The sequence below is a fragment of the Bradyrhizobium sp. LB14.3 genome, from assembly GCF_040547985.1.
Classification (GTDB): Bacteria; Pseudomonadota; Alphaproteobacteria; order Rhizobiales; family Xanthobacteraceae; genus Bradyrhizobium.
Genome location: NZ_JBEPQT010000029.1, coordinates 63760 through 77285, shown reverse-complemented (window position 1 = coordinate 77285; position 13526 = coordinate 63760). Strand labels below are relative to the sequence as shown.

Sequence of the window (13526 nt, the reverse complement as noted above, 5' to 3'; positions counted from 1 at the left end):
GCACAGCCCGCGGTCGGGACGAAGAGGTGGCCGCAGTCGAACAAAAAGGTGACTGCTCTCCTTGACACACACATTCCCCATGTGAGCAATCCAGAGTGTCCCCGCGGAACGCCCCCGGATTGCTTCGCTTCGCTCGCGATGACGGAGAGATAGTCGGGAATCGGGTGGCGCCCAGCGGACCAAGCTTGCGAAGGTCGTAGCCATGACAGCAACAGCACGCAAATCGACGCTTCAGTCGCCAATCGACCTCGCCACCCACGTCGATACCCTCGACTGGCCACAAATCGCCGGCGATCTCGACGCCCAGGGCTGCGCCGTCCTGAAGGGCCTTCTGACGCCGGAGCAATGCCGCGCCACGGCCGCGCTCTATCCTCACGACACGCACTTCCGCAGCCGCATCGTCATGGGCCGCCACGGCTTTGGCCGCGGCGAGTACAAATATTTCTCCTACCCGCTGCCCGATCTGATCGCGCAGTTGCGCCCGGCGCTCTACGCGCATCTCCAGGGCGTCGCCAATCGCTGGAATGAGGCGATGGGGATCGACATTCGCTACCCCGCCGCGCATGCGGCGTTCCTGAAACGCTGCCACGAGGCGGGACAGGCGCGGCCGACGCCGCTGCTGCTGCAATACGAGGCTGGCGACTACAATTGCCTGCATCAGGATCTCTACGGCGAGCACGTGTTCCCGCTCCAGGTTGCGATCCTCTTGTCGGAGCCGGAACGCGACTTTACCGGCGGCGAGTTCGTGCTGACCGAGCAGCGTCCGCGCATGCAGTCCCGCGCCGAGGTGGTGCCGCTGACGCAGGGCGATGCGGTCGCCTTTGCCGTGCATCACCGCCCGGTGCAGGGGACACGCGGCACCTACCGCGTTAATCTGCGCCATGGCGTCAGCCGGATTCGCTCCGGCCAGCGCCACACGCTGGGTGTGATCTTTCATGATGCCAAATGAGCACTGCGATTGACGGGTGATCTGTTCGATACAGTCGCCGAGGCGCAGCCGTCACGCGAGGAGATCGCCGATGGCGCCGTTTTGCTGCGCGGATTCGTCAAGCCGATCGAGAGCGAGCTGATTGTAGCTGTACGCGCGATCGTGGCGCAGTCGCCGTTCCGGCGCATGACCACGCCCGGCGGCTATCAGATGTCGGTGGCCATGACCAATTGCGGCGAGCGCGGCTGGATCACCGATCACACCGGCTATCGTTATGATCCGATTGATCCGCGAACCGGTGCGCAGTGGCCCGCGATGCCGCCCGTGCTCCGCGATCTCGCCCGCCGTGCGGCGGAGCAGGGCAGTTTCAATGACTTCGCGCCCGATGCCTGTCTCGTCAATCGCTACGAACCGGGCACGCGGCTGTCGCTGCACCAGGACAAGGACGAGCTGGACTATTCGGCGCCGATCGTCTCGGTCTCGCTCGGGCTGCCCGCGACCTTCCTGTTCGGCGGCATGGCGCGCAGCGACAAGCCGCGCCGCTTCCGCTTGGTGCATGGCGATGTCGTGGTCTGGGGCGGGCCCAGCAGGCTCGCCTACCACGGCGTGGCGCCGCTGGCCGACGGCGAGCACGTGCTGCTCGGGCGTCAGCGGATCAATCTGACGTTCCGCAGGACGCGCTGACGTTCTGTCATCACGGCTTCGGCGGGTGGATAAACGCCCAGGGGCTGACCTCTGAATCCCGCGTCACTTCCACCGAGATCAGATACGGCCCGCCATGGGCGAGCGCCTTTTCGATCGCCGCCTTGAACTGATCCGGCGCGGTGACGCGCGCCGCCGCGACGCCAAAGGACTCCGCGAGCTTGACGAAATCCGGGTTGACCAGATCCGACGCCACCACGCGGCCGTCAAAACGTTCGCGCTGGTCGCGACGGACATTGCCGTAAGCGTTGTTGTTGAACACCAGCGTCACCACGCCGATATTGAACTGCACGGCGGTGGCAAGCTCCTGCACGCCGAACATGAAGCCACCGTCGCCGGTGATCGCCACCACCGGCTTGTCGGGATTGGCGACCTTGGCGCCGAGCGCAGTGGGGAAGCCCGAGCCGAGCGTGCCCTGGTAGCCTGAGGTGATGAAGGTGCGCGGCTCGTAGATTGGAAAGCCGTACCAGGAGGCGAAGCCGAACTGTGACAGTTCGTCTGTCACAATCGCGTTCGCCGGCAGCACCTCGCGCAGGATGTTGAGATAGGCCATCTGCGGCTGGATGCGCTGGATTTCCTGTTGCGCGGTCGCAGTCGCCTCGCGGATCGCGGCGCGGCGGCCGGCGGTCTTGCTGTAGCCCGTCTTGCTGACGGCGGCAGCAAGATCGGCGGTCGCGGCTTTGGCGTCGGCGACGATGGCCGTGTCCGGGATGAAGCGCCGCATCTCGACGGGATCGATGTCGATGCGGATGCTCTTCAGGCCATCGGGACGGAACGGCCAGCGCGACATGGTCGGCAGCTCCAGCCGCGAGCCGATACCGATCATCAAATCGGTGTTCGGCCACAGCTTGTAGGCCGCGGCCATGGTGAGCCCAAGCTCATGCGCGTTGGAGACGATGCCGCGGCCGCTGCGGAAGGCGACGACAGGCGCGTCGATCATCTCGGCGAGATCGAGGATCTCTTCGCGCGCTTCGATCGCGCCGCTGCCGACGAAGATCATCGGCGCCTTGCTGGTCTTGATCAGCGCAGCGGCCTGCTTGATCATATCAGGATCAGCGAGCGGTGCCGGCAGCGGCTCCAGCACCTGTGCTGCAGCCGTGTCCGCACGCTGGGTGAAGATGTCCCAGGGCATTTCGACCGAAGCGGGTCCGCGCCGTCCGGACGTCATCTCCTGGAAGGCGCGCGCGACCGTGGTCGGCGCGTTGCCGGGATATTCGATCCGGTCCGCCCATTTCACATAGGTGCGCAGCGTCGCGAGCTGGTCGGGCATCTCGTGCAGATGGCCGCGGCCCTTGCCCAAAAATTGCGTAGGGACCTGGCCGGTGACGCACAGCACCGGCTCGTTGCAGCCGAACGCCGTGAGCAGCGCCGCGCTGGCGTTGAGCACGCCGGGGCCGGGCACCACGCTGAACACGCCGGGCCTGCCGCTGGAGCGCGCATAGCCGAACGCCATGTAGCCGCAGGCCTGTTCGTGCCGCGCTCCGATCACCTTGAGCTGGGCCTGGTGGAAGGCGTCGAACAGGCCGTAGACCTGAGCGCCGGGCAGGCCGAACACGGTGTCGACGCCATGGGCGACAAGGCCGCCTACGATCGCTTCGCCGCCGGTGAGGGTGGTCATTGCACTATTCCATTTCGATTATTGTTCAGGCTTCGTCGACGACGCCATTTCGCAAGCTGCCGATGCCCTCGGCTTCGATCTCGACGACATCGCCGGGCTTCAAATAGCGCGGCGGATCGAACCGCGCACCGGCGCCGGTCGGCGTGCCCGTGACGATGATATCGCCGGGAACGAGCGTTGCGAAGGTCGAGATATAGCTGATGAGGTAGCGGAACGGGAACATCAGCCTGCTGGTACGGTCGTCCTGCCGCAGTTCGCCATTGACATGCGTGGTGAGGCGGATGTCAACGATCTGCGATTCCTGCGTGTAGGGCACCAGCCACGGGCCGAGGCTGCCGCTGGAATCGAAGTTCTTGCCCTGCGTGACGTTGAACTTGGCATGGCGCAGCCAGTCGCGCACCGAGCCTTCGTTGCAGAGCGTGAGCGCGGCGATGTGATCGAGCGCAGAACTTTCGGGGATGTGCCGGCCGGCTTTGCCGATCACCAGCACGATCTCGCCCTCGTAGTCGAGCTGCGCTGAGGCGCGCGGGCGCACCAGCGGCGTGTCATGGCCCACGAACGAGCGCGGCGAGCGCATGAACATGCTCGGATATTTCGGCGCGTCCTGGCCGTCCTTGTACTCGGCGTTGCGGTCGGGATAGTTGACGCCGATGCAGATGATCTTTTCCGGCGCGGGCACCGGCGGCAGCCAAATGATGTCACCGAGCGCGTGATCGGGCGTGTGGCACGCGGCTTCTTCGGCGAGGCTCGCGAGCTTTCCTGCCGCGACCACCTCGCGCAGCGTCGGATAGTCTTTTGCGTGGCGCGCGGAGAGATCGACAATGCCGCCGTCGACGACTGCGCCGTAGCGGACAGCACCCTTGACGGAATAGGTGGCGAGGCGAGGGAGGGTCATTGCTTAATCCGCCACCAGCACGTCGGCCACGAATTTTGGCTCGCGCACGGCTTGCCCAGCGAACGGCGAACCCTGCTCGAACCAGGAGCGCGGGGCCGGCGCGCCCCACAGCGTCTGCCGGCGAGGATCGCGCAGCGACCAGCGCAGCGGCTCGTGGTCGTGATCGCCGGTGAAGTAGTCGCTGGTGTAGAGTTCGAGACGGTGTCCATCGGGGTCGCGGACGTAGAGGAAGAACGCGTTCGAGATGCCGTGGCGGCCGGGACCGCGTTCGATGTTCTTCACGAAGCCTTGCGAGGCCATGACATCGCAGAGATGGATGATGTTCATCGCCGTTGGCGTCCAGTAGGCGAAGTGGTGCAACCGCGGGCCCTTGCCGTTGGTGATCGCAAAATCGTGGACATTGCCCTTGCGATGCATCCAGGCAGCCGCAATGCGCCCGTTCGGTCCGTCTTCCTCGGCGTATTCGGTCAGGCGGAAGCCGAGCCGGGCATAGAATTCGACGGTGTCCTGCACTTCGGCTGCGAACACGTTGAAATGGTCGAGCCGCTGCGGATGGCATCCCCTGTAGAGGTCGTAGCGGCGGAGCAGATGTGGCCGCCGGTCCATCGAGGCATACAGTTCGATCTGGAAGCCGAAGGGATCGGTGAATTGCAGCGTGCGGCCCTGGAAGGGCTGATCGACGAACGCGTAGCCAAGACCGTTCTCGGACAGGAACTTTGCGGCCTTGTCCAGATCCCCGTCATTGCCGACTTTGAAACCGAGCCGGTTGCAGGCGGGCACTGCCGCCTTGCGCAGCACCAGCGAGTGATGCTGATGCTCTTCCGAACCGCGCAGATACACGACCTTGTCGTCGGCGTCCTCGACATGCAGGCCGACGGTGGTCTCGTAGAACGCGCTGCTGAGCTTCAGATCGGTCACATCGAGGACAACGTGACTCGAACGGATGATGTTGAACGGCGGCTCGAAGATATGTTGCGGCACGGGCATTTCGTTTCCCCTCTCTAGATCCCGTCATTCCCCGTTCGCGCTCCGCGCGCCTGGGAATCGCGAGCGTTAGATTCCCAGCTTTTGAATCTTGTGTGTGCCCCGCGCCAGCGAGACGTGCTTGGTTTCCATGTAGAAGTCGAACGAGTAATCGCCGCCGTCGCGGCCGATGCCTGAGGCTTTCATGCCGCCGAACGGCGTCGGCAGATGCCGGACGTTTTCCGAGTTGAGCCAGATCATGCCGGCTTCGAGTTCATCAGCGACGCGCAGCGCCCGGCCGACGTCGTTGGTCCAGACATAGCCGGTCAGGCCATAGCGGATGTCGTTGGCGATCTCGATCGCGTCTGCTTCGTCCTTGAAGGGCAGCACGGTCAGGAAGGGGCCGAACACCTCTTCCTGCGCCACGCGCATCTTGCCATGCGCGCCGGTCACCAGCGTCGGCTCGACATAATGTCCGCCGCCCGGGCCGTCATAGGTCTTGCCGCCGACGGCAATCGTCGCGCCGTCCTGGCGTGCGACGTCGAAATAAGAGCACACCTTTGCCAAATGCCGCTCATGGATCAGCGGCCCGATCTCGGTTGCGGGATCGAGGGGATGGCCGACCTTCAGCGCTTTCACCCGCGCGGTTAGCTTCTCGATGAATTTCTCGGCGATGTTGGCCTGGATCAGCAGGCGGCTCGACGAGGTGCAGCGCTCGCCGTTAAGCGAGTAGATCATGAACACGACCGCATCGAGCGCGCGGTCGAGATCTGCGTCGTCGAACACGATCACCGGGTTCTTGCCGCCGAGCTCGAAATGCACGCGCTTCAGCGTCGGCGCGCCCTGAACCATGATCGCCGAGCCCGTCGCGCTCTCGCCGACGAAGCCGATCGCCTTGATGGCGGGATGCTCGGTCAATGCCTTGCCGGCCTCTTCGCCAAAACCGTGCACGGTGTTGAGCACGCCGTCGGGAACGCCGGCTTCCTTGACGAGCTTTGCAAGAACAGCGGCCGTGACCGGCGACCACTCCGCCGGCTTGTGCACGACGGTGCAGCCGGCTGCGAGGGCAGGGGCGATCTTCCAGGTCGAGAGCATGAACGGCGTATTCCACGGCGTGATCACGCCGACCGGGCCGATCGGCACGCGGGTGGAGACGTTCCAATGCTCGTCGCTCGGCGTGTTCCGGCCGTCGCGCGCCTCGCCGCATCTGTCGGCAAAGAAGCGGAAATTTTCGGCGGCCCGGATCGCGGCCTTGGCCATGAAGCGATAGGCTTGGCCGGTGTCGATGCATTCAAGCACGGCGATGTCGTCGGCATTGTCCTCGATGGCGTCGGCGACGCGATGCAGCAGTTTCTTCCGCATCGCCGGCCCCATGTCGCGCCAGGACTTGAAGGCAAGGGCGGCAGCGGTCGCGGCGCGATCGACATCCTCGGCCTTGCCGCGGGCGACGCTTGCGAGTGTCGCCCCGTCGACCGGCGACTTGGTCTCGAAGGTCTCGCCTGATATCGACGGCACGATCTTGCCATCGATCATGTGGCCGATACCGTCGGCACGCAGCGTCTTCAGCAGCGGCGCGACGCGGTCGCGGTTGGCCTGGAATACATCGGCTTTCGGTGTGGACTTATCCATGGGCAGCCTCCACTTTCAGGGCGTCGTGGATGTTGTTGCGTTTCCAGCTGGTGTCCTTGTCGTTGATCTGCATGTCGAACGACAAAGCGAATTTGCTGGCTGCAAAGACGGGATCGAGATGTCGGGAGAGCGCTTGGAAAACGTGCTCGCCGGCTGTCTTGCGCGTCTTGAGGTCGCGGCCTTCGCCGATGCGCAGCACCATGTCGAGAAAACCGTAGTCTTGTCGGGCATCGGCGATCGCGTAATGCTCGCACCTGACAGCTCGGACGCGGATGCCGCCGAGCGGGAAGATGCCGGTCTCGACCGCCGCCTTGCGCACGATTTCGCAGACAGCGCCGATGTCGAGGCGGCTGTCGAGATTGGCCGAATATTCGATCGTGAAATGCGGCATCGCGGTTTCACTCCCTGTCTTTTTGTTCGCCTAAGCGAAGTAACAGCTGACCGAGCCGTAGGCGCCGTAATCGGCCTGAATTGTGTCGCCCTTGCGGGTCTCGATCGGACGGATGAAGGAGCCGGCGAGCACGACCTGTCCGGGCTCAAGCGCAAGGCCGAGCGGCGCGATCTTGTTGGCGAGCCAGGCGACTGCAGTCGCGGGATGATTGAGCACGCCGGCGGCAAGACCGGTTTCCTCGAGCTGGCCGTTCTTGAAACAGAGCGCGCCGACCCAACGCAAATCGGCGTCAAGCGGGCGGATCGGCCGTCCGCCGAGCACGATGCCGGCATTCGCTGCATTGTCGGCGATGGTGTCGAAGATTTTTCGCGTCGCCTTGGTCTTGGGATCGACGCGCTCGATCCGCGTATCCAGAATCTCCAGCGCCGGCACGACGAAGTCGGTGGCGTTGAGCACGTCGAACAACGTGCAGTCGGGCCCCGCGAGGCGCTTGCTCATGACGAAGGCGAGCTCGGCTTCCACGCGGGTCGCGATGAAGCGCTCCGTCGGGACGAGGCCACCATCGGCAAAGAACATGTCGTCGAGCAGCACGCCTGAATCCGGCTCGTTGATGTCAAGCGCGCTTTGCATCGCTTTCGAGGTCAGGCCGATCTTGTGTCCCCTGACGATGCGGCCCTCGGCGATCTTGACCTCGATCCACGCCTTCTGAATCGCGTAGGCGTCAGCGATGGTGATGCCGGGAAAGTCCTGCGAGAGTTGCCGGATTTGCGTACGGGTCCTCTCCGCCTGGTGCAGACGGCTCGCGCAAGCTCGGATATCGTCGTTGGAAAGCGCCATTTGTGATCTTGCAAATCGTGGTGCCCGAAGATACTTAACATGTTAAGTGAATGCGTCAAACACAATTTGGCTTGCTGCACTGCAAACATTTTGCGGTTGAAAGGGCATCATCTTGAAGAGACCGGCTGATCCAGCGGACGACGGCGCCGCCGCCCCGCGACAGGTGCCGATGCGCGACTTCTCGCGCTCGCTGCCGATGTCGCTGCTGCGGGCACGCGAGGCGGTGATGCGGCAATTCCGTCCCTCGTTGCGTGCGCATGGCCTGACCGAGCAGCAATGGCGCATCCTGCGCGCGCTCGCGGCGATCGATGCCGTTGAGGTCACGGAACTCGCGCGCACGGCGTTCCTGCTCGGACCGAGCCTGTCGCGCATCCTGCGCGATCTTGAGGCGCGCAATCTGATCGAGCGCAAGACTGCGAAGGCGGACCAGCGCCGCAGCATGGTCTCGATCTCGGAAAAGGGCGTGAAGCTGATGGCCTCCGTGGCACCGTCCTCCGAAGCGATCTATGCCGAGATCACGCGACGCTTCGGCGCGCGCAAGCTCGCCGAGTTGCAGGAGATGCTCGGACAATTGGAGTTGTGTCTCGCTTCCAGCGACGCGGGTGACGAGATCACTGACAATATGTGACGGCAAATTTGCATGATGACTTGTCTGCTCACGCATGACTGCCATTATTGCTTATCCCTTGGGCAGGCCGAGCGAAGCGAAATCCGCAAAAAGCCCGTAAAAATCGCTCAGAATAGATAACCATCGCGGGTAGTCATCGCGGGACGAGAGATCTGCGCACTTAGCCGATGTTGGCGCAATATCAATTTACTCGTATCGGCAGAATTCGTAACTAGCATCCGGCTCTGTATTCAGTGATAGAGCCAAGACAAGAAGGGCCGACAAGGATGCCCGGCCCCAGGGAGGAATGAATGAGACTGACGAGACGCGACTTCGCGACCGGAATTGCTGCCGGCATTGCCGCGCCCTACCTCATCAAAAGCGCAAATGCGCAAGGCGCCACCATCAAGATCGGCATGTGCGCGCCAGTCACGGGACCTGCCGCTGAATCCGGCGGTTACGCCATCAAGGGCGCCAAGCTTGCGCTCGAAGCCGTCAACAAGGCCGGCGGCATCCTGGGCAAGCAGGGCGAATTGATCGTCGAGGATGATCAGACCACCAATCCCGGCATCGTGCTCGCCTTCTCCAAGCTCGCCTCTCAACCTGACATCGTCGGGTTCCTCGGTTCGATCCGTTCGACCCAGGTCCATGCGATGGCACCCGACGTCATCAAGCTCGGAAAGCCCGTGATGATCGGCGGCACCGATCCGAAACTCACCCATATGGGCAATCAGTGGCTGTTCCGCTTCCGTCCCAATGACAGTTATTCCGGCCGCGTCATCGCCGAATTCGGCGTCAACACGCTGGGCAAGAAGAAATGGGCCGTGCTGCATTCGACCGACGCGTTCGGCACCGCCGGCGGCAACGCGCTCACCGGTGCGCTCGAGAAGCTTGGCTGCACGACCTTCGATCAGGGCTATGCCAACCAGAGCCAGGACTTTACGCCGGTCGTACTCGCGATCAAGCAGTCAGGCGCCGACATTCTCGGCTCCTACTTCACCTTCGAGAACGATCTCGGCATCTTCGCCCGCCAGCTCCGTCAGCTCGGCGTGAACATCCCCTGGGTCGGCTCCCCCTCGATCGTCAACATCACTGCTCTGAAGCTCGCAGGTCCCGCGCTCCACAATACCTATGGCGTTGCCGACTACGCGGAAAATTCCAGCGAAGGCTCGAAGGCGTTCGGCAAGATCTACCGTGATTCCGTCAAGGTCGCGCCTGACAATCAGAGCTCCTGGACTTTCGATGCAATCAACGTCTTGTCGGCGGGCATCAACAAGGCCGGCTCGACCGATCCCGGCAAGATTCGCGAAGCCATCCTCGGGATCAAGAAGTTCCCGGGCGCCGAGGGCGAATACAATTTCGACCAGAACGGCGATGGGCTTCACGGCTACAACATCGTGAAGAACGAGAAGGGCGCCATCGTCTTCGACAAGCACATCGAGTTCAACGACTGACGTTCACGTGACCTCCCCGATGATCATCGGGGAGGTCGGAACGTTTTTCGGCGAACGCATTCGACCTCCAACAGAACGCTTGTCATGGATCTCGCCCTACAACTGCTCTTTACCGGGATCGGGATCGGCGCCGTCTACGCGCTCGTCGCGCTCGGCTTCGTGCTGATCTTCCGTGCCACCAATGTGGTGAATTTTGCCCAAGGCGAATTCTCCATGGTCGCGGCCTATCTGATGGTCGTCGCGGTCGAGGCCGGTCTGCCCTATTGGGCGGCCTTCATCGTCGCGCTCCTCGGAATGGCGCTGGTCGGCGTCGTCTTCAATCTCGGCGTCTATTATCCGCTGCGCCACCGTACCTATCTGCCTGTGATCATCGCCACCATCGGCGCCTCGATCCTGCTCGCCAATTCCGTGCTCGCGATCTACGGCCCGCAGCCGCAGGTGCTGGAAGGCTGGTTCGAAACGCCCGGCATCCAGGTCGGTCCGGTCTATCTCGACAGCCAGTATCTCCTGATCATCGGCGTCACCATCTGCCTCGTGATCTTCAATTTCTGGTTCTTCGAGAAGACGCTGCTCGGCAAGAAATTGCAGGCGACCTCGCAGGACAAGGAAATGGCCTCGCTGCTCGGCATTTCCGTCTCCACCATGATCATGATCACCTTCATCTATTCGGCGGTGCTCGGCGGCCTTGCCGGCATCCTCGTCGCGCCCGTGCTGTTCGTCTCGATCCAGATGGGCTCGACGATCGCGCTGAAGGCGTTTGCGGCAACCATCATCGGCGGCTTCGGTGATGTCGCCGGCGCCATCATCGGCGGGCTCGCGCTCGGCGTGATCGAGACGTTTGGCGCAGCCTATATCTCGGTGCCCTACAAGGACGGCTTCGCCTTCCTGGTCCTGATCGCCTTCCTGATCTTCCGGCCGCAGGGCATCTTCGGCGAACGCGTGGCGGAGAAGGCATGAGCGCCCCCAGCGACAACATGCCGATTCCGGCGCCCGCCATTCACTCGAAGCCGCTGCTGATCCGGCACCTGCCATATTTCATCGGTGCGGCGATCCTGGTCGCGCTCGCGGCCAACATGCGCTTCGACGGATACGTTCACAACATCCTGCTCCAGGCCACCACGTTCGCGATCGCGGTGTTCGGGCTGTCGGTCGTGCTCGGCCTGTGCGGCCAGATCAATCTGGCGCAGGCCGCGTTCTTCGGGCTCGGCGCCTATGCGGTCGGCATCGGGACGACGGATCTGCATGTCAGCTTCTGGCTCTGCCTCGTCGGCGGATGCGTGATCTCGCTGCTGGCCGGCGCCTTCCTGGGCATGTCGACCTTGCGGCTTGGCGGGCACTACCTCGCCATGGTGACGATCTCGTTCCAGCAGATCGTCACGCTGGTCATGATCAACGCGATCTGGCTGACGCATGGTCCCGACGGCGTCTCCAACATCGGGCGTCCCGACCTGTTCCAGTCGTCGCAGAGCTATCTCGCCTTCTGCGTCGCGATGCTGGCGATTGTCGGCTATCTCGTCTGGCATCTCTCCGACACCAAGCTCGGGCGCGCCATGCGAGCGGTGCGCGACAACGAGCTTGCGGCCGGCGTCAACGGCATCGACGTCTTCCGCACCAAGATCTACGCGTTCGCGCTCTGCGCCCTTCTCGGCGGGCTTGCGGGCGGTTTGTTCGCCGGCGGCTTCGCCTATGTCAGCCCAGATCAGTTCTCCTTCGCGGAATCGATCGTGTTCCTGACCATGTCGCTGCTCGGCGGCGTGGCCTCGCCGATCGGCTCGGCGATCGGCACCGGTTTGCTCATCCTGATCCCGGAGTGGCTGCGCTTCCTCAAGAGCGTGCCGGGCCTTTATCTCGCGATCTACGGCCTGTTCGTGATCCTGATCATCCGCTTCATGCCCGACGGCATCTGGGGTTTTGTCGCGGATGCCTTCGCGCGCTGGCGCGCCAAGCTCGCGGCGCCTCCGGTAGCAGGTGCCTTGCAGTTGAAGCCGGCGATGACCGGCGGCGATACCGTGCTGGAAGTCACCGGCCTCTCGAAGTATTTCGGCGGCCTCAAGGCCGTCGATGGCGTCGACATCGCCGTGAAGCGCGGCGGCGTGCACGCGCTGATCGGGCCGAACGGTTCGGGCAAGACCACCACGCTCAACGTGCTCTCGGGCCTCTATGTGGCCACGGCGGGCAAGATCGTGCTCGACGGCACCGACATCACCAACATGCCGCCGCATCAGCGCACGGCGTCAGGTCTCGGGCGCACGTTCCAGAACATCCGCCTGTTCCGTTCGATGACGGCGCTGGAGAACGTCGAGATCGGCGCGGAGCGGCCCGGCAACACCATGGTCGGGAAGGGCGACGATGCCCTCACCGAGCGCGCGATGGAGGCATTGACCTTCGTCGGCCTCGGCAATCGTGCCAACGAGCTGATATCGAGCTTCTCCTATGGCCATCAGCGCCTGATCGAGATCGCACGTGCACTGGCCTCGAACCCGACGCTCTTGCTGCTCGACGAACCCGCGGCCGGGCTGAACTCGACCGAGAAGCTCGAGCTGCACGAGCTGCTCAAGCGCATCGCCGCCCAGGGGCTGACCATCCTGATCATCGATCACGACATGACGCTGGTCTCGGAAGCAGCCCAGCACATCACCGTGCTCAACTTCGGACGCCGCATCGCGGACGGCGAATCCATGGCCGTGCTGCGTCATCCCGACGTCGTCTCCGCCTATCTCGGGAGCGAATGATGCCGTTGCTCGAAATCCGCAATCTGGTGGTGCGCTACGGCGAGATCGAAGCGCTGCGCGGCGTCACGTGCGCCGTGGAGGAGGGGCAGGTCGTGACCTTGCTCGGGGCCAATGGTGCCGGCAAGTCGACGACGCTGCGCGCGATCTCGGGGCTCGCGAAACCAACGTCGGGCGACATCCTGTACGATGGCAAATCGATCGCAGGCCTCGGCCCGGAAGCGATCGTCCGCATGGGTATCTCGCACGTGCCGGAAGGCCGCCGCGTGTTCCCGGGTCTGACTGTGAAAGAGAACATCATGCTCGGTGCGTCCAATCGCCGAGCAGCGACTTCGGAGATATCGCGCGAGGCGGATGCGATGTTCGATCTGTTTCCGGATATCCGAAAATTTACCAATGCGCTGGGTTGGACGCTGTCCGGCGGCCAGTTGCAGATGGTGGCTGTCGCGCGCGGACTGATGGCCAAGCCGCGGCTGCTGCTGCTGGACGAGCCGTCGCTTGGACTTGCGCCTGTCATTGTGCAGGCCGTGTTCAAGATTATTTCCGAGATCCGGCGCAACACGACAGTCTTGCTCGTCGAACAGAATGCGCGCATGGGGCTGTCGGTGGCTGATTACGGCTACGTTCTCGAGACCGGCCGTATCGTGCTCGGCGGCAAACCCGACGAGCTTTGGGGCAACGAAGCCATCCGTGCCGCCTATCTCGGCGGCCATGCCAAGGTGAGTGCTTAGGGCATGATCCGGAAAAGTGTGCAGCGGTTTTCCGAAAAGATC

Annotated in this window: 13 protein-coding genes; 7 read left to right on the top strand and 6 right to left on the bottom strand. The window is 63.4% G+C overall.

Annotation, left to right across the window (positions count from 1 at the left end; translation table 11 throughout):
- Nucleotides 1-202 precede the first annotated feature (202 nt).
- Together ABIB00_RS32995 and alkB are read left to right on the top strand one after the other, a co-directional pair.
- On the top strand, nt 203-949 hold the full coding sequence (locus ABIB00_RS32995; protein ID WP_354107231.1) for a 2OG-Fe(II) oxygenase: 747 nt from the start codon (nt 203-205) through the stop codon (nt 947-949).
- A 9-nt stretch (nt 950-958) separates the two neighbouring features.
- Entirely contained in the window at nt 959-1612 is a 654-nt protein-coding gene (alkB, locus tag ABIB00_RS32990; RefSeq protein ID WP_354107230.1) for a DNA oxidative demethylase AlkB, read from the top strand.
- Between the two features lie 10 nt (nt 1613-1622).
- Here the strand turns inward: alkB and ABIB00_RS32985 are convergent, their stop codons facing one another.
- From ABIB00_RS32985 to hpaH, 6 genes are all read right to left on the bottom strand, one after another.
- Nucleotides 1623-3248, bottom strand: coding sequence for a thiamine pyrophosphate-dependent enzyme (locus tag ABIB00_RS32985; RefSeq protein WP_354107229.1), 1626 nt, complete (start codon nt 3246-3248; stop codon nt 1623-1625).
- A gap of 25 nt (nt 3249-3273) precedes the next feature.
- Complete coding sequence (locus ABIB00_RS32980) at nt 3274-4143, bottom strand: fumarylacetoacetate hydrolase family protein (protein ID WP_354107228.1); 870 nt, start codon at nt 4141-4143, stop codon at nt 3274-3276.
- A gap of 3 nt (nt 4144-4146) precedes the next feature.
- Nucleotides 4147-5130 carry a 3,4-dihydroxyphenylacetate 2,3-dioxygenase gene (gene hpaD, locus ABIB00_RS32975; protein WP_247447302.1) on the bottom strand — a complete coding sequence of 328 codons (984 nt, stop codon included), beginning with the start codon at nt 5128-5130 and terminating at the stop codon, nt 4147-4149.
- A gap of 66 nt (nt 5131-5196) precedes the next feature.
- A complete protein-coding gene (gene hpaE, locus ABIB00_RS32970; RefSeq protein ID WP_354107227.1) occupies nt 5197-6735 on the bottom strand; it encodes a 5-carboxymethyl-2-hydroxymuconate semialdehyde dehydrogenase in 1539 nt (512 codons plus the stop codon).
- Nucleotides 6728-7126 carry a 5-carboxymethyl-2-hydroxymuconate Delta-isomerase gene (locus tag ABIB00_RS32965; protein ID WP_354107226.1) on the bottom strand — a complete coding sequence of 133 codons (399 nt, stop codon included), beginning with the start codon at nt 7124-7126 and terminating at the stop codon, nt 6728-6730. The genes hpaE and ABIB00_RS32965 overlap by 8 nt, the downstream gene beginning before the upstream one ends.
- Before the next feature lie 30 nt (nt 7127-7156).
- Nucleotides 7157-7963 (bottom strand): 2-oxo-hept-4-ene-1,7-dioate hydratase, encoded by an 807-nt coding sequence (gene hpaH / locus ABIB00_RS32960; protein WP_354107225.1) that lies wholly within the window; start codon nt 7961-7963, stop codon nt 7157-7159.
- A gap of 169 nt (nt 7964-8132) precedes the next feature.
- Here hpaH and hpaR point away from each other — a divergent pair, with 169 nt between their 5' ends.
- The 5 genes from hpaR to ABIB00_RS32935 all read left to right on the top strand — a co-directional run bounded on the left by hpaR (nt 8133) and on the right by ABIB00_RS32935 (nt 13484).
- Nucleotides 8133-8591, top strand: a complete 459-nt coding sequence (gene hpaR / locus ABIB00_RS32955) for a homoprotocatechuate degradation operon regulator HpaR (RefSeq protein WP_456652062.1) — start codon at nt 8133-8135, stop codon at nt 8589-8591.
- 290 nt (nt 8592-8881) lie between these two features.
- A complete protein-coding gene (locus tag ABIB00_RS32950; protein ID WP_247447299.1) occupies nt 8882-10024 on the top strand; it encodes an ABC transporter substrate-binding protein in 1143 nt (380 codons plus the stop codon).
- 84 nt (nt 10025-10108) lie between these two features.
- A complete protein-coding gene (locus tag ABIB00_RS32945) occupies nt 10109-10981 on the top strand; it encodes a branched-chain amino acid ABC transporter permease (protein ID WP_247349815.1) in 873 nt (290 codons plus the stop codon).
- Entirely contained in the window at nt 10978-12756 is a 1779-nt protein-coding gene (locus ABIB00_RS32940) for a branched-chain amino acid ABC transporter ATP-binding protein/permease (RefSeq protein ID WP_247349817.1), read from the top strand. The genes ABIB00_RS32945 and ABIB00_RS32940 overlap by 4 nt, the downstream gene beginning before the upstream one ends.
- Entirely contained in the window at nt 12756-13484 is a 729-nt protein-coding gene (locus ABIB00_RS32935) for an ABC transporter ATP-binding protein (protein WP_148774473.1), read from the top strand. Before ABIB00_RS32940 ends, ABIB00_RS32935 begins: the two co-directional genes overlap by 1 nt.
- Nucleotides 13485-13526 lie beyond the last annotated feature (42 nt).